Below are 20,817 nucleotides of genomic sequence, written 5' to 3'. Positions count from 1 at the left end.
CCGGTTAGTATGGAAAACGCTTTCTTCTTCTATTGTAAGGGGAGTGATTGTCCGCCAATAGTTCCATTTTTTATGGATTACGTACCATTTTCTTCTCATTTGATCTCGTTGCCCCAGAGCAGGGGGCTTCCTCCCATCGACCGTCGCCATTCATGTCTCCAGCGGTGAACGTCGCGTACGGTAATCTCCGGCCGATTCTCTCTCAGGAACTTGCTTGGGAACGGAGGAAAAATGCGGTGAGGCTCAGTCTGGTACCAGTAAGCGACTGTACATAGATCAAGCGCCAAATTATTATCGTGTCCATGCTCGATGCTCGCGTGAAGGGATTTCTCGAAGTAAACCGGGTCTTCAAGGAAGAAACGGTAGCAGTGCGTGCGTCCCATCCAGCCGAGCTTGTCGGGAATGCGGGCATAGCCGAAGTAAGGATGCTGGTACAGCTCGTTCGGGCACCAGGAGCTGTTGAAGAAGTCCTCCGTTCCGGTGCCGTGCAAGGAGCCCGGCCAGCTCTCGCCGTCGATCAGCCACATATCGTCGCCTTCCCCGTACCACATCGGTCCGGGATTGTCCACGAAGTATTGCAAGCCGACAAAATGACCCTTTCCCGCGATATCCGCGAAAAGATAGTTATTAAGTACCGATAGATTGTTTCCCTGCGGAGCGACGACGCCCCATTCCGTCTCCCCTTCGGCCGGATGCGCCTCCGTTTGCTCCCGGTTCCACCAGGCATGGAAGCGGGCTTCATCGTCAGGAATGGAATCATGCTCCTCATAGTCAATGTAATAATAGAAGCTGCTGAAGGCGGCCTCCGATTCGTTCTCGATCGTGATCCTCGCCCCTTCCTGAAAGGGCATCGGGAAATAGCAGTTTAGCGCCCGTCCTTGCTTCGGCGCGGCTGCGATCGGCAAGGACAGGAAGGAATATTCCTCTCCCCAACCTTGCCCGAAAAAGTCGCCAAGCGGCGCCTCTACGCTCGGATGCCGCTCCCCGTCCCAATACATGCGGATGATGCTGTTGCGCCGCATGAACGGGTCTTCGCTGCGGAACGTGATCCAGATATGTCTGACGATCCCGCTCCCCTTCATGTCGGCGATGACTGCCGTTTCGCCCGGCTCTATCCGGATGCAATCGCGGTTGCCTCCCGTCCGGTCGTAGCTGGATATCCTTCGGGTGCGGATACCGCTCCCCTGCTTGCTTATGCCGCTTAATAGTCCTCTCATTCGAATGAGTCCTCCTTGTCGTTATCCGGGCGGAACAGGAGCTCCGCGAGCGACGCGGCTGCGGCACCGTTCCCCCAGTCGAATATCGTAAACTCGCCAATGCCGTCAACGGCCGTGCCATCGTGATGATTGTAATTTTCCATATGGAACCCGTAATCAGCCTCATCGAAATGGGGATGCACCTTCTCGAACATCCGCTTCACAACCGGATTCTCCGGGCAGTACATCATATAGAACGATGCCTTCATCGCCCATGCTCCTCTGGCCCGGTAAGACCAGTTCCCGGTCAAGGCATAATAATCGAAGTATGTAAGCGCGAACAAACTTTGGCGCGCGTCGTTCCACTCGTCGTCACTGTTCATGACGCCGAAGCCGCCCAACGTTGGCACGGGAAAATACGGAGGCTCCCATAGCTGCTGGTATAGAGACAGCTCCGCCAGCACTCGTTCCCCCTCGTTCAAGTAAACGGGATTGCTGGTGGCGCGGTACAGCTCCTTGAAGCCCTCCGCCGTCCAATACATGCCGAACGTGCATTGATTGTAGAGACCGCTGCGGCGGTCAAGCTCCCCGTGCTGCTTGCCCTCCCATTGGCTTGCGCACGACCAATACGTCTCGAAGTCCTCCCATCGTCCCGTCAGCAGAATACGCTCGGAGATGAACGAAGCGGTACGCTCCGCCGCCTGCAGGACCGTCCGATTCGGCCGGATCTCGTTCCATAAGCACAGAAGCATCAGATGGAGCGAGCACTCCGGACTTTCCTGCAAATAGGGGGACACTTCGCCTGATACCGGACGGACCCAAGAGGGGAAACTGCCGTTTTCGCTCTGGAGCGTCAGCAGCCGGTTCACATACGCTTCGACATAGTCGAGAATGCGCCGGTCCCGCTTCAAGTCGCGGTACCATTTCAACAGCCAGCAGCATGTCCACGAGGAATCCGGCAAGTGGACGAAGTCCGCATGCCCTGGCGGCCTCCTCGGCGGCGACATGATCCATTGTCCTCTATCCCAGCTCTGGTCTTCACCCGCTTCGTAATAGCCTGGAAACAGCCCGTCGGTCTGCGGCGCCTGAAGGGCGAATTCCAGCGCGAGCAGGGCTTTGTCCATCCAGTCCGGGCGGCCCCGGTTCCGACCCCACAGGTAGTACCCGTACGCGCTTCGCAGGCTGCAGAACCAGGCTTGGTTCCATAAGCTCTTCGGCTCGCGCCAGACGTTCTCCTGGCCGAGTCCGGGCTTCTGCGTCGCCTTGACGATGAAGACGACGCCTCCGACCTGCGTTCCATTCAGCTCGAACTGCTGCCAGGTTACATCCTTCCAGCGATCGAACGCCCATGCGTATGTATGCGAGGCGTAAGTCTCCAGCTCACGAAGCTCGGGCAAGCCAACGACTTCCATGCGAGGGCCGCCGTAAAGCGCCCATAACGCTTGTTCGACCGGTCTTAGATCTCTTGTGACGCTTGGGCACTTTTTCCATTCCATGAAATAGAACTTCATAACTAGTTGATCGGCGTTATCAGGTAGACTTCGTGGAACAGGCGTCAGCTCATAGTAGACATGACCTTTCTCCGTGTAATCCGAGCAGCCGTACAGGAGCGCGTGCCGATCCTGCACATAGTCCATCACGTGCGGGATAATCCGGTTCTTTTCCATATGGTCCAGATCCGGGATGAGTGCGGCAAGCCTCGCCGCATCCTCGAGCACGATGGCCGGTGATCGGAACACTTTGTCCCCGATGGTCATTCCTTCGGACGGAGACAGGTGGGGCTTCCAGATGCAGTTCATCCCTCGGTCCGCCGGAAATTCAGCTTGAACACCGGCAACAACATTGGATGAGCCCGGCCGGATCTCTATCTCTACCTTCCACATCTGTGCCAAGCCCGGCAGTTTCAGCTTGCCGCTGTCTTGAATGCTATTAAACCGGATGCGGTATGCTGTTCCGTCTGCGGTGCGGGCCTCATAATCGCCAACACTTGGTTCGAGCTTAGGAGTCATCCGGATTCGCTGCCAATGCCCGCCCACATGAGCGTTAATCATAAGTTGTCCGCCGATCCACGAAGGTATCTGCGTAGCATGTATCTTGTTTTCTATTGGGTCGTCCCCCCATTCAAAAATCGTATCGCAAGCCGATGAAGATACCCTTCCACCTCCACCAGCCCGGGATCGCCGGACAGGTTGCGGAGTTCCTCAGGATCCTGCACTATATCATGGAGCTGAGCGCTCTGTACCTTCAAATGCCAGATGTACTTCCAGCGCTTGTACCGGACCATGACGGTCGGCAGCGCGCCGTGCGTCTCGCAATAAACGGGGCGCTCATCCGCCGTTTCGGGCTGTTCGAGCAGTTGGAGAATCGAATGCCCCTCTACGGCAGGGGGCACTTTAATGTTGGCTGCATCCAGAAATGTTGGCGCAAGATCGGCCAGACTGACGGGCGCGTCGAACGTGCGGTTCGCCGCGATCCGCCCCTTCCACATCACCGCCATCGGAACCCGCGCCAAGTCATCGAGCGGCAACGGCGGATCCTTCAGCAGACGTCCGCGGTGACCCAAATATTCACCGTGATCGGAAGTGAAGACGATCAGCGTGTTGTCCAGATCAATGTGCTGCAGCAGCGCTTCCATGCAATCGTCGATATGGGTGATCGAACCGTAGTAATACGAGGTGATTCGGCGGATCAGGCTATCGTCCAGCCCACTCAGATCGTACACCCCGTTCGACATGCGCTGGCTGAACAGCGAATGGGCATGCTCCGGGAGCGACTCCCAGCCCGTCGAAGGGTCCGGCACGTTCAAGTCTTCGGACGGATACATCGTATCGTAAGGCGCCGGCGGATTGAACGGATGATGCGGTCGGAGGAAGGACACCCACATGAAATAGGGCTGGTTTGTGCCTTCTCGGTTATGCTCTTCCAGGAAGCGGATCGCCTCGTCACGAATCCAAGACGTGCTATGATACGGCTCCGGCAGCTGAAACGGCACCGCCTGCAGATTTTGTCTGTATTCTTCCGAAGCGTGCGGAAAGCAGGTCGGAAACTGCCATTCCTCCTGCACATCCTGCAATCCCTTCTCGGCCAGCTCCCGGTGGTAATCATCCTCCGTGAAGCATCCCGGAACATTCGGATCATGCTCGGCGAGGCGCATCACCTCGAAGCCGTGATCGGCGTACATCGGGAAGAAGTGCATCTTTCCGATCGCCGCCGTTCGGTAGCCGACATCACGCAGAGCTCTGGCGAACGTCCACTCTCCCTCGTCCAGGCCGTGTCGGCCCCTCACCGAGAAATTGACCTTATGCGTCTTTCCGTAGACGCCTGACAGAATACTGGAGCGGGCCGGACCGCATACCGGAAACGTCGTATAAGCTGATTGAAATGTAACGCCGTTCCTGGCGATCCGGTCCAGACATGGCGTCCGGACTTCAGTCCTGGCGTCATAGCCGACAGCATCATACCTCATCTGATCGGTCGTAATGAATAATATATTCGGCCTGTTGTTCTGGTTCATGGCCATTCCCTCCTTTACCTATCTAAAAGGTTGCTAAGAAATCTTCCTGCCGAAGGGCTTCGTTTATGATTCGTAATCGACATGTCCGATCATGAAGAATAGTCGAATCCCTTTCGGCCGACATGCTGACCTGCGTGCGATCGACCAAGGAATTCATCCAGTCCCCCTTACTATAAGTGCGCGGCGTCAATCGCAACAGTCCAAGGATTTTTCGATTCCGTATCAATTTTTTTCAATTGAGGCTTGCTTAGTATCAACGGTATAATAGCGCTATTGTAAAAAAAAGCGAGCCCTAGGGCTCGCGACAAGACCGGTCTATATAGGAGATCATGGAGAACATCCTTTATGTTGCAGCTCATCGGGCGCAGTGATTCCCGATAAATGTCCGAAAGGCATAATCGTACGTAACAATTGACTTATGCTTGTTGTGAAGAGCTTTCCTTAGAATATTGAATGAGTAGGATGAATTTTTTGCTACCGTTGACCCATTCCAATAGTTGGGAAAGATATCGCTGATAAGGATGTACGCTCTTATTACGAGTCGGCTAAGGAAACGCATGTTCTTGTCATTCGTTTCATAGAAATCAACTGTTTGCTGATATGCAGGTTTTGATCTTGGCGGTCGAGCCGGAATTAGGCAACCTCTACTTTCGAGCGGCTTGTATTTTCGTTTCTTCGTTTGCCCCATACGACTATGTTCGCTTAATATATGTAGGGTATGGGCGATTACATATAAGTTTTGTGCCGTCCGAGAAATGTTCAGGGCGGTCCTCTAGCTTCGTTATTAATTTCTTCCTCCAACGAGCGATCGTATCCTCATGGTTTTTCGAGTCAATTAAATTTTGACATTCTTGCGGATCTGTCCGAAGATCGAAAAACTGCTCTTCCCCGTTCTGAACAAACCAAATATACTTCTCCGTTCCATCTGTCAGCGTGTGGTGAGGTTGAAAGTCTACGGTACCCTCCCCGTGCTCGATGTGTATAAAAGAGCGCCACGATATCTCCTCTTCCCGCATTAATGGAAGCAAACTTGATCCTTCTACCGTATCCGGAATCTCTACGCCCACAATGTCCAATATTGTAGGCATGATGTCCTCTAATGAAACCGGCTTACTGATCACCAGCCCCGACTTAATACCATATCGTTGAGGAGCTGATATCAGTAAAGGAACTCGAACCGACGGCTCATAAGGGACGCTTTTGCGATAGAGGTAGTGATCTCCAAGCATTTCTCCATGATCGCTTGTGAAAAGAATAACGGTATTGTCCATGTCCATTGCTTCAACGATTCTAAGAAGCCGAGACAATTGGTCATCGATATGATTGATTAGGCCGTAATACGCAGCTCTACACGACAGCAACTCTTCACCGGATAAACATACGTTGGCTGCATCGATCGGGCTGCCCTTTCCATTAGTCAATGGAGACTTGGCCCACTGGCCAATCACCGGATCAGGTACGCCTGTTCTTATATATCTTTCCATGTAAAATGCAGGTGGAACTAACGGTGGATGCGGTGCAAGAAAGGAAACGGTCAAAAAATAAGGACAAGCGGGATCCCGATTCTGCAAAAACCGATGTGCCTCATTTACTGTCCAGTTGGTATAATGCAATGATTCTTCATACGGCCACGGCCGGGCTGATCGGTCATTGTGCATAACACCGCTTGCATAGTAAGAACCGAAAGGCTCATAGGTGTTATATGAAAGCTGGCTGTTCAGCCATTCATTGTATGCCGAGTAGCCGACAATATGATCGTAACCATACCTTTTATTCTGCGGGTATTGATGCATATCTCTGCCGACCAGATAGGTATGGTAGCCCACCTCCTTTAATGCATTCGGCAATGAAAGTGACGTCTCCCACTCCGCTTGCTGATAATAACCGACGATACCATGCGTATCAGGGTACTGTCCTGACAATAATGACCGCCTGGCAGGGATGCAAACAGGACATGTCGAATAACATTTGTCAAAACGCACTCCACGTCCGGCGATACTGTCCATATTGGGCGTCAACAGCACAGGATGGCCTTCTATGCCCAAGCAATCGCCCCGCTGCTGATCTGTCATAATGAGCAAAATATTAGTTCTGTTCACCATTGCCCGCTCTCCCCTTCCCATTGGCGGTTTGTCATCGTATAAGTCATCTCTTGCCTATTTTAAAAAAAATGATTACGACCAGCGAATCCGGAATGTTTCGTACGATAGCGGCTCAGGAACGCTCGAACCGGTCAATGTTATGCGGCTTCCGCCACTTGAGTGTGCAGACATCGTATACAATGCAGTAGTCCATTCCCCGTTCCGCTCCAACCTCTCGATGGATTGAATGTTCCGCTCGCCTGGCAGCCACAAATCAACTGCAGGGTACCGCTCCAGAGAAAAATGACATAGACCCATCATTGCCTCATGCCCTGATTCGTCGCCTCCTTCCCACCAAATCGGATACATTTCGAGCACGCCCTCAACCATTGCCGGACAGTCCCCCTGTGTGAGGTATGAGATTACCTGCTGCATGAGCCACTGCCTTCCAATCTCTTTCATTGGCTGCCCAGTGTGGGTCATTACTGCTACACGATACGGGAATTCCGCAACTACTACGCCGCATGATAGAACCACGCCCTCCGTATCATACAGACAAGACCACACGTCCGACCCATCCGATGCTTGGACAGTATGGGCGGTATTGTATGTGACATGCCAGCGGACAACCAGATTTTTTTCCCGTATCCAGTCAGGAGCTTGTTCAGTCAATATCCGTTCACATTGCACCTTAGCCTGGAACGGTTCAAATGAGACACGTATCGGACAGTCGTCAAGCAATCCCCGCTCCTGCAGCCGAAGATACGCTTCCGGGTCAAGAATGGCTCCGCATTCCAGCATTGCCCGCAGTTCCGTCTCGCTGTATAGCTCTGGAACACTGCCTGTCATAATAACAGGTGAGGCATCTGTAGGAGCTTGTGAAATGCCGAGCCTCGCAAGATTGTGGTTCCACTGCGGGATAAACGATGCAGCTCCAAGGCAACCGACCTCTGCGAGATTCTTCGGAAAAGGCAGCGAGGCACCACGTCGCTTTTTACCGAGTGCGGTTTGAGCCACTTGACGTAAGTAAGGCTTGACCGCAGGAACCGTTGCGGCAACATGACCGAATTTATCATGCAAGCCCAGAAAGCTGTCATGCACACTCAGCGTGAGCAATCCATTTGTAGAAATCGTGTTCAAATACATTTCCAACACTAACACTTGCGCTGACTTCAATCCCGGCACAAATGGATAGTTTTCGATTTCGCTGCATAGCCGTACAGGAGCTGTCAACATAGCGGGTAATGGATCGGCAACTTGAATCAGCTTATCCAATAAGTCAAGCGGACGTTCGTCGCGGTAGAATCCTCCGCCTGAACGCAGCCAAGGATCACGCCCTGCTCCTTTCAGAGCATAAAGTTCCTTGTTCAGATCGCGTCCGCTGAAGTAGTTATAATCAACCGGTGGAACCATGATCCCAAGCGCAATATCCGGATCAGCGGCAGCCACGGCATCGCGCAGAAGCTTCGCCATTCTAACAAGGGACTCGCCTTGTATTTCAAACCATAGACGGCGGATGTCCCGCTTAGGATCACGATAATCTAGCAAAAGCTCGATCAACTCTTCGCGTTTATAGCTGCGTCCAGCCTTCTGCGCAAATTGTTCGAGATGAAGCGGACAGAAGCACTGCAGCGTTACCGCTCCCTCTCGACCGTAAAGCCGGAAGTCATCATCAATCCATATCGACTCTACGTCTAATCCTGTGGCGTGAAGACTAAATGCATCAACCATATATTGTTGAAAAGCGGGATCAAGCGGACAAGCACAACCTTGCACAGCGTTGCCGAACCCATCTACAACCGGCTGAAAATACGCCATGCCGGAAGCTGGTTTTGCTTCACCGTGTCCGAGTGTTACAAAGTAGTTTAGCATGGGTATCATGCCGCGCCGACGCACTTCTGCGAGACGATCCGCAAGCAGGGCGATCCGTGGCGGCAGTTCATCAAGCGGCGGGTGCGGCGGCATTTCGCCATGTGCGTTGAAAGCCATAATAGCATCAGCGCCTGTCATTTCAGCAAAGTCGAGTGCTTCTCGCCATAACTTCTCGTCTTCGAGCAAAGACCATCCAGGACGAAAAATATACTGTACAAGCTCATCCGGATGCCCTTTCCTTCCATTCATGCTCATTCTCCTAAGCCACCCATACCGTGACTTTTCATCTCTTCCGCCTGCCGGATCAATTGAACTCCGCCATGCAAGCTTTTCCATGTCTTGGACTTCACTTTCATCTTCCTCCCAATGGATCGATTTCTCTCAGATCACAGTTCTTGCCGGATGGCTTTCCACTAAAGCTTTTTCACGAAATGAATCGCAGAGTGTTGATTGATATGTGGGGAGAAAGAGCTTCGGGGCTAGCCAGAAGCTCTTGTTGTTACTTAGGCAGAAAGAGGCAGGGTGACAAGAGGCTGACTTAGTTATTCGAGCATTCTTATGGTGATTGCGGTGAGATCGCCGGTACAAAGACGACATCCCTGAAATAGTTGCCGTTATGATAGACTATGGACGGCATTGTGCCCGGTACGACGGCTGCCATTCCGCTGCCCGTGTAAGTGATCAGATTGCCGTTATTGATCGGGCTGTCGAACCCGAACTCCTTATAGGCATAATAAAAATCTGTGCTGTTCGAGACGGATACGATATAATCCGTATCGGCTGTAATGCCGAGCGGTATCGGCAGCGTGAATTCTTTCCAGCCTTCGCTTCCCGCAGATACATTCCATGTGTACGGTCCAGCGACCACACTGCTATCGGATACTCGCCATATCCGCACAGTATGATCTCCGGCTTCGATTCCGTTTGTATAAATTCTGACCTTCGTAATTTGACCATTTACGTTAGACTTGAATTTCGTCCCCAATTCATATTGAGCCTCATTGTTGAAAACATCTGGCGTTTGAGACGTCATGATCGTTACCGGTTCACCGCCGCTGGATAAAGGTATTGCCGACGTCTGATTCGAGCTGCCGCTTATTCCAAATGAATTCATAGCCGTAACCACATAATAGTACGTCGTGCCGCCAATCAAACCGGCGTCATCGGAGCAGGTCGTTGTCGAAATACTGGAGCATCCTTTTACTGGACTGTAAGGTCCTCCATTCGATGTGCTCCGGCTTACCGTGTAGTTGCTCGCTCCTCCTGATGCCGTCCATTTCAAGTAAACCTGTGAAATCCCTTCCGATGCCGTCAAATTTGCCGGAGCTTCCGGTGCAAAGCCGCTTGTACCGGACGGTACAAACACAATATCCCGGAAGTAATTGGCATTCTGATAACCTGGCAAGGTTGGCATCTCTCCTACTGTCGTTCCGACCAGCCCGCTAGTAGAATACGTAATCAGATCCTGATTATTGATCGGATAGTTGAAGCCTTGCAGGGTGACTGGATAAAGGTTATCGGTACTATTGGACACGGATACGATGTAATCCGTATTGGCTGTAATATGGAGCGGCGTTTGCAGCACAAGTTCTTTCCACCCGGCTTTTCCCTTAGGTACGGTCCAGACGTATGGTCCCCACACTCGCGTCCCATTCGCATTCCAAATCGATACCGTATGATCTCCGCTTTCTATTCCATTCGTATAGATCCGAACTTTGGCTATTTTCCCATTCACTTTCGTTTTGAACTTGGTTCCCAGCTCATACCGGGCATCACTTGAAAAGTTCTCTGGCGTTTGCGTCGTCATGATCGTTTCGTTAACAGGAGGAGTTGCCTTTTTTTCAACAATAATGCCATAAACGGATTTTGGTGGTAAGGTGATCGTAGTCGATACACTGTTTTTCAGAACTTTTTTCTTTTCCGTCAAATACACAGAGTCGGCATCATTGGAAGCACTTGCTAAATAATGAGAGAGTGTCACGTTGCTCGATAAACCCAAGTTATTCAAGACGACATCGGTGGATACAGCCGATGTGCTATCATTGACGGCCCAGACCACCGGGTTTCCGTTCGCGTTAATCGCTGCTGAAGCCCCTGTCACACCTTCTGTACTGGTCTTCTTCATTTTGTTTTGACCTAATCCCAATTTAAGCTGCTTGGAAAGCAGCCGGATCGGCCATAACCTAGGTGTAAGCGTTCCATCCTGTCTAATTATATACCAGTCATGTCTAACCGCAGCATTTAATCCATCGGCGCGGTCATCGGTACCGTATAGAAAGGCTCCCGTAGCTCCCTTATCCATTAAAACGGATAATTTGCCCCCGATATATGAAATCACGTCTGCAGTTTCCATTCCAACGTAGGGATTATTATATTCAGTCACGAACATGGGCAAATCAGGCCTTCCATTCCGTGCCGCAGCATTCTCCCAATTGCTGATCCCGACATCGTTTGTTGAATCAACATCATATCGATGCCAGGATGCGAAGCCAACATCATTCTTGATGTCTGCATCGCCTAACATATTGTTTAGCCAGGTATAGTTGTCCGTGTAGGCCGCAACGGGACCGCCAACAGGCTTGCTAAAATTCGGATTTATTCTTTTGATTCCGATCATGCCATGATAGTAAAGATCTCGATAGGCCGTATATAGATCAGAATATCCGGAACCTGCAAGTTTTGGAGCCAATTCGATTTCAGGTTCGTTGAATAGCTCAAAATAATCGATTCTGTCTTGATAATGCTGATATAATTTCCCGATAATATCCTCGTATACCCACCAGTTCTTAGGCATGCCGCCGGCATTGTCGTTATAACTGAGCCAAGCGGGGACACCGGCAAGTATAGAGAACACTTTTATTCCTTCATTTTGAAATGCTGCAACATCGCTTTCCGGCATCGTTTCCGTCATGTTGTTGCTCGGATTCCAGTTCCATGTGGACGGATCCTGTACATTATTAACATTATTCAGATAATCGTTAATTGTGGTTTGCGGTACAATATCCCACATGAGAATAGAGGACTGGCGTACCATGGTGACACCGGCATCAGCCAAAGCCGACGCATACTGCGGATCCATCCTGGGCCAACTGGAAATTCCAAATACATATTTGCCTGCGTTTGCTGTGGTTTGACTGTAATCAACCGTTACCGTCCCATTTGCCAAAACCTTAGTAGCAGTAATAGAGAAACCAATAAATAAGATGAGAAGACCAAAAATCCATTTGAGCGAAAGGCTCCAATCCTTGATCATTATATTTATACATTCCTCTCATCATGGATTATAAATGTAGTGCAACGTTCATTTATCGTCTGTCGGCGCAGCGAGCTTTAGGTTGACGACATCCGCCCGACCAAGAATGATGTCGAGAGCCGTCTCGGACGGCGTATAAATCCATGGTTCAAGTGATGCGCCCTGGCGATGCAAGTTCAGTTCCGACTGTATCTCTTCATATAAGGTACGGAAACGTTCGATCAGTACGTCATTCGTCCCCTTGTTCTTCAATCCGTCAATACATGCCTGGATCCGGCACCGCGATGCTAGCAGCCTCCAACGCCAGCCTTGCTCTGCCCAATCTTCCATGTGTATGCCGATCACATCGACCCTTGTCTCCAATTCCCCGGCAATGAGTCCCTCCTCCGCTCCAGTAACAACGTTCTCCAGATCAAGAATAAGCTGCTCCGCTTGTTGCTCCACACCGGCTCCGAAGTAGAAACGGCAATATTCCCGTACCATTTCTTCAATTTCCGTCTTGGAATGCCACAGCAGCTGAGCCCATACAAATTTATTTATGTCCTCATAGATGCCCTCTGAATAGGGGAAGGCTCCCTCGATGGAATCACGCAGCTCAGCGTATTCAGCGGCGAATTTGCGCGGAGCCGGGTTACTGCCCTTGCTGCCCCACGGAACACCGTCGAACATGCTGATTTCCGGGAAAAGCACGATTGGATGCCGCTTCGGTACAATTCGGCCGTGCTGCTTCCATCGTTTGACTTCAACAGCTCCGGCAAAAATGGATTTGAACCAGGAATTGTCCTGCTTGTTCTCTTCCTCCAGATACTTAAAGAAGGCGTCATCTTCACCGGTCTGGAAGGCGTCAAACCACCAGGCGCTGATATTGATGGTCATTTCGGGAAACATTCTACCTGCAGTTGCAGCGATCTCCCGGCTCAACTCCATGAACGTTTTCGGCCATGGCGTGCATTGCGGACAATTGCAGCCTCCCTGATCGTAAGGCCATAGCCAGAAGGAATCGATCTTTGGCATGTTGGAGAACATCATTTCTTTATTCGATAAAATGATCTCCCGTCCGCTAGGTTGCGACGGGCAAATATCGGTATCAAAGCCGCCGAAAATCCGATCTCTGGCGCGAAACGGGTGATAGTCGGTTTCGTCGAAGCAATTTTTGCCTAACATCGGTCGACCGGATCCGACCTGCCCCTGAAACCCTTCGTTGGCAATTGCGATTCGACCGACCTTCATCCCGACCTCTCCCGCGAACGCTTCGAATTTCGCAAGGCGATCCAGCAATGGCCGTCCGTCCTCTAACGACGGGATCCGGGATGTGTCGAACCAGACGAGTAACTCGTTAATCCCCCACAACGCCAAATCTTCCAAATAGGTCTGAACAACATCAAGATTTGCGTGGCAATACCAATTGCCGAAATGGGTAGCAAAATATATCCCACGAATGGTTTTGTCCGGCCGGGATTCCAGATCGAGCGACGGAATTCGCATCTCGCCTGCAGCATATTCAATGCGGCGCAGCAGCTTGCCAAGACCGTACAGTACGCCGTGTTCACTCAGAGCGGCGACATACGTAATTCCCCCGTCCGCACTGCTTCGAATGACAAAGCCCTCCGATCCTGAATCGGCTGGAATTCGCAGTATGTCATCGGTACAGGCTCGCCTGATGAGAGCCGAACTGTCTGGCGTACCAATGATAATGCGGGACACGTTAGATTCGAAATTCTCCTGTTCGGTCTGCTCCTCAATTACCCCAACCTCGAGCCCGCTTCTAGCCCGCGATCGATCAGCGAACAATTGCACCGCTTTGCGCTCCAGTAAAGAAGCATTCTGACCAATTAGAATGAAACACTTCATAATATCGATTCTCCTTAACTATATGCGATAATAACCGTCGGACTGACAAGCCAAAGTCCCTGTAACGAAGCTTTAACTTGTCAGTCATCACTCTATTTTCCATACTTCTCTTTAACAGCCATGTACCGGACATAATCCTCTTTTAAAATTTCCGTAAATCCGGCTTTTTCGGCTTCAGCCATCATAGAGGCATACATTTTCTCCACATCGGCGTCATCCTTGCTTTGCATTATGATTCTTGCTTCCGTCTCTTTGAAAATTTTGTCCAGATCGATGCCCTTGGCTATTCGGACTGGTCCTGGTTGCGAGTTCAGAAAAATATCGTAAACCGTATCAATGAAAATTTCGTTGGCATACTGCTGTTTGGCCAATTCACGCAGCGGTTCAGGCTGGCGGGCCTCATCCATTAGGAGATCTTGTGTATACTTCAGCACTCCAGGTAATCCATATGCCCAGTTACCTAGTACGTCAACTCCCCATCTTGGGATCTCTGCGGATTTTTGCTTCTGAAGCTGCTCATTATCGATGAATTTGCCTTGCTCATCGATATACCACGTTCCATTGTCCTTGGACGGCGGTCCAAAGGTCATCGTGGACCAGCCCTCGTTTGTTGCCATCCAGTCGATGTATTTGAACAGCCTTTCCGGATCCTTCACTTTGCTGCTGATTACGATTCCTGATCCCCCAAGTGTATTGATGCGCTCAAGCTGGCTGTTCGTTACGCCTGGTGCTTTGGGGAGCGGCATAGGCACATATTTGGCATTCGGATCGTTCTTCTGCAGGACTGTGGTAAGACCGTATATTTCCGAAGGCCACATATTGGCGATTCCAGCATAACCTTTCGGTAAAATATCGTTATAGGCTTCCTGCCATTTCATCTTATAGGCTTCCGGGTTACCAGGCCTTCTCTAAACAGTTTGGACGCATATTTCAAATATTCGAGGTACTCCGGCTTCTCATGCGCATCGACCATCTTTTGAGCGTTTTCGTCTACTGCCGTTCTATACTGCCAAATCCCGAACATAGCACCGATATGAGTATTAATCTCATTCCCTTCCCATAGCGGAAGATAAGGAATAACTTTCTTGCCGTTCACAGCAGGCATTGTTTTAAATGCTTTCAACACTTCATAAAACTCATCCGGTGTTTGCGGAACATCCAGATTCAGCTTCTTCAACCAGTCTTCCCTTACCATCAAGACGTTGTTGACAGCAATCGTCAGTTCATCCTTCAGTTCCGGGTTGATCGTAAATCCCGGCAATACATAAAGCTTGCCGTCGTTTGGATTGCGATAGGAGTCGATGATTGGCTTCGTCAAATATTTCATAACGTTTGGACTTTTGCTTAAATAAGGTTCGATGTCCAGCAGCATGCCCGCATCCGACATTTGGTTTAGAATTTGCAGGGTAGCAGGGTCACTTGTAGATTGGACGATATCAGGCATTTCACCTGATGCGGCGAACAAGCTTAATTTCTTCTTGACTTCTTCCCCCGCCGGCCATACGAAATCGTCGACATTGATCTTGAACTTCTGCTTGACATATTTGGCATATTCAGTTGCCGAACTGTTGCTTGGACCGCCATAATTTGCACCTTGATAGGCGGTAATTTTCATTTCCTCCGTGTAATCTTCCAGCTTCTTGTCATCCTGCGCTGCTTGTTCCGTCTGATTGCCTTTTCCGTCCTGCGCAGCTTGCTCCGTCTGATTGCCTTTGCCGTCCTGCGAAGCTTGCTCCGTCTGTTTGCCTTTATCATCATTCGAGCTGCATGCTGCAAGTGAAAATAAACACAGTGGAATAACGATGCAAAGACTGACCCACTTTTTTATACCCAACTTCTTCAATTTGTTCTCCTCCTTCATTACTATTGTTGTTGTGTATATAAGCCCTGGGCAGAGCCGCATACCAATGATTGATTGTCACCCTTTGACTGATCCGATCATAACGCCTTGTACGAAATATTTTTGCAGAAAAGGATATACGAGCAGGATCGGCACGGTTGTGACGACGATGGAGGCCATCTTGATTGATTCGATTGCAGGAGACTTATTAACGAATTCCATGCTCATGCTCTGCTGTACCATGCTGCTCGCATCAGTCTGGGTGATCATTCTCATGAGAATCGTTTGGACGGGCAGCAAATCGGGATTCATAATGAACATCTCCCCTGAAACCCAGTCGTTCCAGTGTCCAACAGCGGAAAACAGCAGCATCGTAGCAATGAGCGACATGGACATAGGAACGACTATTCGGAAAAAGATTGTCAAATCGTTGGCGCCATCTATTTTCGCCGATTCCTCAACACTGTCAGGCAAACTGGAGAAATATGTTTTCATCAGAATCACGGTCCAGGCGCTAAGCAGCGATGGAACGATAAGCACCCAGAAGCTGTTGAGCAGATGCAGGTTTTTCAGAAGAATGTAGAACGGAATCAATCCTCCGCTGAAAAACATGGTCAAGATGATGATGTTCAAAAACAGCGTCCGGCCGATCAAATATTTTTTGGATAAGCCATAAGCAAGCAGACCGCAAGCCAACACGGATAACAGCGATCCGAGGACTGTTCGCAGCACGGTAATTAGGAATCCTTTAAGCAACGCATCGGTCACAAAGACGACTCTGAAATTGTCCAGCGTGAACGCTCCAGGCCAGAAATAGACGTCGAAATAACTGGAAACCGTACTATCGTGGAAGGCGATAGCCGCTACATACCATAGAGGGTACAAGGTAGCAAAACCAAGTCCAGACAGCATGATAATATTGCAGACGTCAAATACTTTTTCTCCGAAAGTTTGTTTCATATCTACCCTCCTGTTCTAGCTAATACAATCCGTCTTCCCCTAGCATTTTGACGATTTTGTTCGTTAGCAGGACGAGTATAAGCGCTACGAACGATCTCAGCAGTCCCGCTGCCGCTCCGATGTTGTATTGTAAATGTTGCAGACCATATCTGTAAATATAGGTGTCGATTACTTCCGTTTTGTCCAGTACCGGCGGGAGCCCCATGATGTATAATTGATCGAAATTAGAGGAGAAGATACCGCCTATGGCCAAAATGAAGAGGATGGCAATCGTTGGCCGGATGCCCGGCAGCGTGATATGAAAGAGTTTCCTGAATCTTCCGGCGCCGTCGATGCCTGCAGCTTCATACAGCTCCGTGTTGATCGCGGACAGCGCGGCGAGATAAATAATGCTGCTGAAGCCGACTGTCTTCCAGATTTCCGATAAGGTGGCAATGGACCACATGTATTGGGAAGTCAGCATAAAGTTGATCGGTTCATCCGCAATGCCCAGCTTAATAAGCACCGTATTGACGATCCCTTCGTCGACAGAGAGCATGCGTCCCCAGATTCCGATGACGATGACCCACGAAATGAAGTGCGGCATATAGGAGAGCGTCTGCACCGACCGTTTGAACAGCTTGAGTTTAACTTCATTAAGCAGAAGAGCAAGCGCGATCGGCGCCGGGAAAGCGAATATGAGCTTCAGAAAGCTGATGGCGAGCGTATTGATTAGAATGATCTTGAAGTGGTAACCGGTTACGAACTGCTCGAAGTATTGAAGTCCTGCCCATGGACTACCGAATATACCTTTGGCGAACGTATACTTCTTGAAGGCAATTATGATACCGGCCATCGGGATGTAATTGAATACGATAAACCAGATCATGCACGGCACGACCATGAGATATAAATATTTTTGGGCCAGCATGCGATGGAACAGTCGCTTAGAAATCAATTTGTTTACACCTCATTTAGTTTGATAGCGTTTACAAACGAAATTATATCAGCATGTTTGCCCCATTGGTACATTCCAAAACCACGATTTGTTTCGTATTCTCACGAATATAAAAAGCCGCCTTTTCGAGCAGGCGGCGGCTTTCAGCGGAGCATTCCAATCTCACGATTTGTTTTGTGTTCTAATTGAGTTTTCACGGTACTCCATAGGTGTCAAGCCGGTATGCTTCTTAAACAATGTGCTAAAATGAGCTACGTTCCGGTAACCGACGTTTTCCGATACCCGGCTAATAACGGCATCGGCTTCATTCAGTTGCTCCATCGCCTTTGTGATTCGGACCTCGATCAAATATTTGTTCATGTTTTTTCCAGTGGATTTCTTAAAAATCGAGTTCAAATAATTAGGGGATATGAATACTTCGCCTGCGATGTCCTTCAACGTAATGGGCTCCATGTATTTGACCGAGATGATCTGTTTGACGTTGTTGACGATTTTGTTCATTCGGTTGAACGTATCGGGGGTGTTCATGTCATCATAGAAAATAACCTTATCCCGACCAAGCAGCGGGGCAACCTTCAACATTTCCCTCACTTCTTTGTAGCACCCGGCTATCTGCAGCATTTGCTCAACCGGGTTGCTGACGCATACCGTCACCCTCGTATCGATGCGTTCTTCGAGCGATGTCTTCACCTTGAGGCCGAACGATACCAGCTCCGCCTTGTCGCGTAGTCGTGCTTCCTCATTATTCAGCAAGAGGAGAAACTCACCGTCCCGGAAATTGAATAGCGTCTGGACTTCTACAATCGATTGCCGCCAATAAGCGGCCAGTTCGCGCTGTTCCAGCAGTGAATCTAGGATGGCGCGCATGGGCGTTTCGAGCTGCTCCGGGTTGTGGGCGGAATTATTGTCACGTTCATCGGTCTTAAAGAGCATTAGCGTGAAGCTTGAGTGAACAGGTCTAATATTTAGAAAACGCAGCATCTCTTGCAGAACCTGTTCATTCCGAACCAAGCCGTACACGATGTCTTTCAGCAGCTTCTCCTTCAGATACGGCTTCGTTTCTTCGAATTTGTGTTTGAGCAGAAGCTCCTCTCGACTTTTCTCTTGTTCCTGCCGGCACTGTTCGGCCGTCTTGCGCAGTGCATCAGTAATTTCACGCAGCGTGTATGGCTTAAGCACGTATTCGCACACTTTCGACTTGATCGCCTCAAGCGCGAAATTAAAGTCTTCGTATCCTGAGAAAAAAATGATTTTCGTCGCCGGATAGGTTGCCGCAACCAGCTTTGCTAATTCGATTCCATCGCGGATTGGCATCTTGATGTCGGTCAGCACGATATCAGGCTGATATTCTTCGATCAAATCCCAGGCCTCAAGGCCATCTGCCGCCGCCCCCGCTACAGTGATTCCGAGATCGGCCCAGCGGATATTTTGCACCAGCCCTTCCCGTTCGATCTCTGCATCGTCGGCTATTACAATTTTCAACATGCGCTATCGCTCCTTCTTCACATGTTCATACTTGCCGGCATATCGATCGTTACAGAAGTACCGCGACCGGGTATACTATCCACTTGCAGCCCGTACTCCTGACCGAAATACAGCTTGATCTTGCTCTCGATATTGTACAACCCGTAGCTCTTGGCGGCATAACCATTCAGCTGATCGTTCAGTTTGCTCTCATCGATGCCGGAGCCGTTATCTTCCACCGTAAAGCGAATGTGGGTCCCATACTTCTTAACGGCGATCCGGATTGTCCCGGTCTTGCGGATTTTCTCGATTCCGTGATAAATAGCATTTTCTACAATTGGCTGCAGGATCATCTTCGGCGTCAAGTAAGGCAATGCTTCTTCATCCACATCATACTCGAATTTGATATTATCTTTCGTACGAATTTGCTGGATATAAATGTAGTTCCGGACATGCTCCAGCTCTTCGCGGATCGTGATGATCTCCTTGCCGTTGCTGAGGCCGATCCGGTAATATTTGGCTAGGGCGTTAACGGCTTCGGAGATATCTTCCGCACCAGCATTCATCGCCATCCAATTGATCGTGGATAACGTGTTATACAGAAAATGCGGATTGATTTGCATTTGCAGCGTTTTCATTTGCAGCTTTGCTTCCGTCGTTTTCATCTCGCTAATATCGTCCATATTTTTCATCATTTTACGCAGCATCAGGTGAAGAACCTTATTCATTTCCCCAATTTCGTCGTTGCTCCTCATGTCCAGCTGAATGTTCATTGCTCCCTTACTAACCTTCAACATCTCATCCGTCAGCAAACTGAGGCGCTTCGTAAAAAAGTAAGACATGCCGTATATGACAACAAAGCCGATGACGATCAACAGAATGGATAATACAAGAATGTAGTCCCGAACATCCTTCGTGATCGATAGCGCACCGCGCATCGGCGTGGCACCGACGAGTGTCCAATTGCCCTCCGTTGATTTGTCATAAACGATAAAGTAAGGGACTCCATCAATCGTCTCAGTAAAAGAACCCGAATTGCCCGTAAGCTTCGAATACAGCCGATACGGGTCGCCAACTCTTTCGGCAACACGACTGTTTTGGCGATAGACTAGCAATCCGCTCTGATCGAGGACATAAACATTTCCTTCTGGGAACAAATCCAGATGGTCGATCTGGTTAAACATATAGGAGGAATTAATTTCGAACGAAACGATGCCATACACCTTGTTGAATTTGTTCCGCAGCGCTTTGGCCGCAACAAGTTTCAGCAGTGTCTTATCGTGTGTATCGGTGAATCGGTTGCTCCACAGAATACGTAAAGAGGGACTCGTCACAATCTCCTGTTTCCACGCTTCATCGACAATGTCCGATTCCTTATAGATAAAGCCGGAAAAGGTCGACTCCTTGAAATTGTATACTTTCACGATTGGAACATATTCGTACGTATTTAGAATGGATTCGATGAAATCGCGCAGCCGGTTATTGGCCTCATATTCGTCAAACTTATTGGCGTAATCATTCGTTAATAATTCTTGAAATTCTTCACTGATATAGAACGTATTCAGCACCCGCTCATAGTTTTTCATCCTATAGTCGAGCGTCACGTTCGCTTGCCGCAGCACTTCCCGGTACGCCCCACTGGATAGCTGGTTAAGATAATTCTCTGTCTTGTTGTAAGTGAAGTAACTGATGTTCAGAACCGTTAAGGCAATGATCAGGCCGAAGCAAATCAACAGCTTGTTGCGCAGCTTGAAGCTCCGGAAATAATGCCAAACTCCCAAAAGCCGGCCGATCTTCATCACCTCATTCATCCGCTTTTTACACAAAATATACCGCACAGGTTGTTTCC

13 protein-coding genes are annotated in these 20,817 nt (G+C 49.6%); all 13 read right to left on the bottom strand.

Features of this window, described 5'->3' with window-relative positions:
- Positions 1–95: 95 nt before the first annotated feature.
- The 13 genes from L1F29_RS16780 to L1F29_RS16720 all read right to left on the bottom strand — a co-directional run bounded on the left by L1F29_RS16780 (position 96) and on the right by L1F29_RS16720 (position 20,767).
- Complete coding sequence (locus tag L1F29_RS16780) at positions 96–1,217, bottom strand: glycoside hydrolase family 172 protein (RefSeq protein WP_258389433.1); 1,122 nt, start codon at positions 1,215–1,217, stop codon at positions 96–98.
- Positions 1,214–3,247, bottom strand: a complete 2,034-nt coding sequence (locus L1F29_RS16775) for a hypothetical protein (RefSeq protein WP_258389432.1) — start codon at positions 3,245–3,247, stop codon at positions 1,214–1,216. The genes L1F29_RS16780 and L1F29_RS16775 overlap by 4 nt, the downstream gene beginning before the upstream one ends.
- A 50-nt stretch (positions 3,248–3,297) precedes the next feature.
- Positions 3,298–4,710 carry a sulfatase family protein gene (locus L1F29_RS16770; RefSeq protein ID WP_258389431.1) on the bottom strand — a complete coding sequence of 471 codons (1,413 nt, stop codon included), beginning with the start codon at positions 4,708–4,710 and terminating at the stop codon, positions 3,298–3,300.
- Positions 4,711–5,402: 692 nt separating this feature from the next.
- A complete protein-coding gene (locus L1F29_RS16765) occupies positions 5,403–6,812 on the bottom strand; it encodes an arylsulfatase (protein WP_258389430.1) in 1,410 nt (469 codons plus the stop codon).
- Positions 6,813–6,884: 72 nt separating this feature from the next.
- A complete protein-coding gene (locus L1F29_RS16760) occupies positions 6,885–8,912 on the bottom strand; it encodes a hypothetical protein (protein ID WP_258389429.1) in 2,028 nt (675 codons plus the stop codon).
- Between the two features lie 307 nt (positions 8,913–9,219).
- Complete coding sequence (locus tag L1F29_RS16755; protein WP_258389428.1) at positions 9,220–11,742, bottom strand: DUF4082 domain-containing protein; 2,523 nt, start codon at positions 11,740–11,742, stop codon at positions 9,220–9,222.
- 222 nt (positions 11,743–11,964) lie between these two features.
- Positions 11,965–13,767 (bottom strand): hypothetical protein, encoded by a 1,803-nt coding sequence (locus tag L1F29_RS16750; RefSeq protein ID WP_258389427.1) that lies wholly within the window; start codon positions 13,765–13,767, stop codon positions 11,965–11,967.
- A gap of 92 nt (positions 13,768–13,859) precedes the next feature.
- Positions 13,860–14,645, bottom strand: coding sequence for a type 2 periplasmic-binding domain-containing protein (locus tag L1F29_RS16745; protein ID WP_258389426.1), 786 nt, complete (start codon positions 14,643–14,645; stop codon positions 13,860–13,862).
- Positions 14,642–15,610, bottom strand: coding sequence for a type 2 periplasmic-binding domain-containing protein (locus tag L1F29_RS16740; RefSeq protein ID WP_258389425.1), 969 nt, complete (start codon positions 15,608–15,610; stop codon positions 14,642–14,644). Before L1F29_RS16740 ends, L1F29_RS16745 begins: the two co-directional genes overlap by 4 nt.
- A 75-nt stretch (positions 15,611–15,685) precedes the next feature.
- Complete coding sequence (locus L1F29_RS16735) at positions 15,686–16,567, bottom strand: carbohydrate ABC transporter permease (RefSeq protein ID WP_258389424.1); 882 nt, start codon at positions 16,565–16,567, stop codon at positions 15,686–15,688.
- Between the two features lie 19 nt (positions 16,568–16,586).
- Positions 16,587–17,504 carry an ABC transporter permease gene (locus tag L1F29_RS16730; RefSeq protein WP_258389423.1) on the bottom strand — a complete coding sequence of 306 codons (918 nt, stop codon included), beginning with the start codon at positions 17,502–17,504 and terminating at the stop codon, positions 16,587–16,589.
- 162 nt (positions 17,505–17,666) lie between these two features.
- Positions 17,667–18,989 (bottom strand): response regulator, encoded by a 1,323-nt coding sequence (locus L1F29_RS16725; RefSeq protein ID WP_258389422.1) that lies wholly within the window; start codon positions 18,987–18,989, stop codon positions 17,667–17,669.
- Positions 18,990–19,006: 17 nt separating this feature from the next.
- Positions 19,007–20,767 (bottom strand): cache domain-containing sensor histidine kinase, encoded by a 1,761-nt coding sequence (locus tag L1F29_RS16720; RefSeq protein WP_258389711.1) that lies wholly within the window; start codon positions 20,765–20,767, stop codon positions 19,007–19,009.
- Positions 20,768–20,817 lie beyond the last annotated feature (50 nt).

It is taken from the genome of Paenibacillus spongiae (assembly GCF_024734895.1).
Taxonomy (GTDB): Bacteria; Bacillota; Bacilli; order Paenibacillales; family Paenibacillaceae; genus Paenibacillus_Z; species Paenibacillus_Z spongiae.
This window is presented reverse-complemented; position numbering and strand designations above follow the sequence as displayed.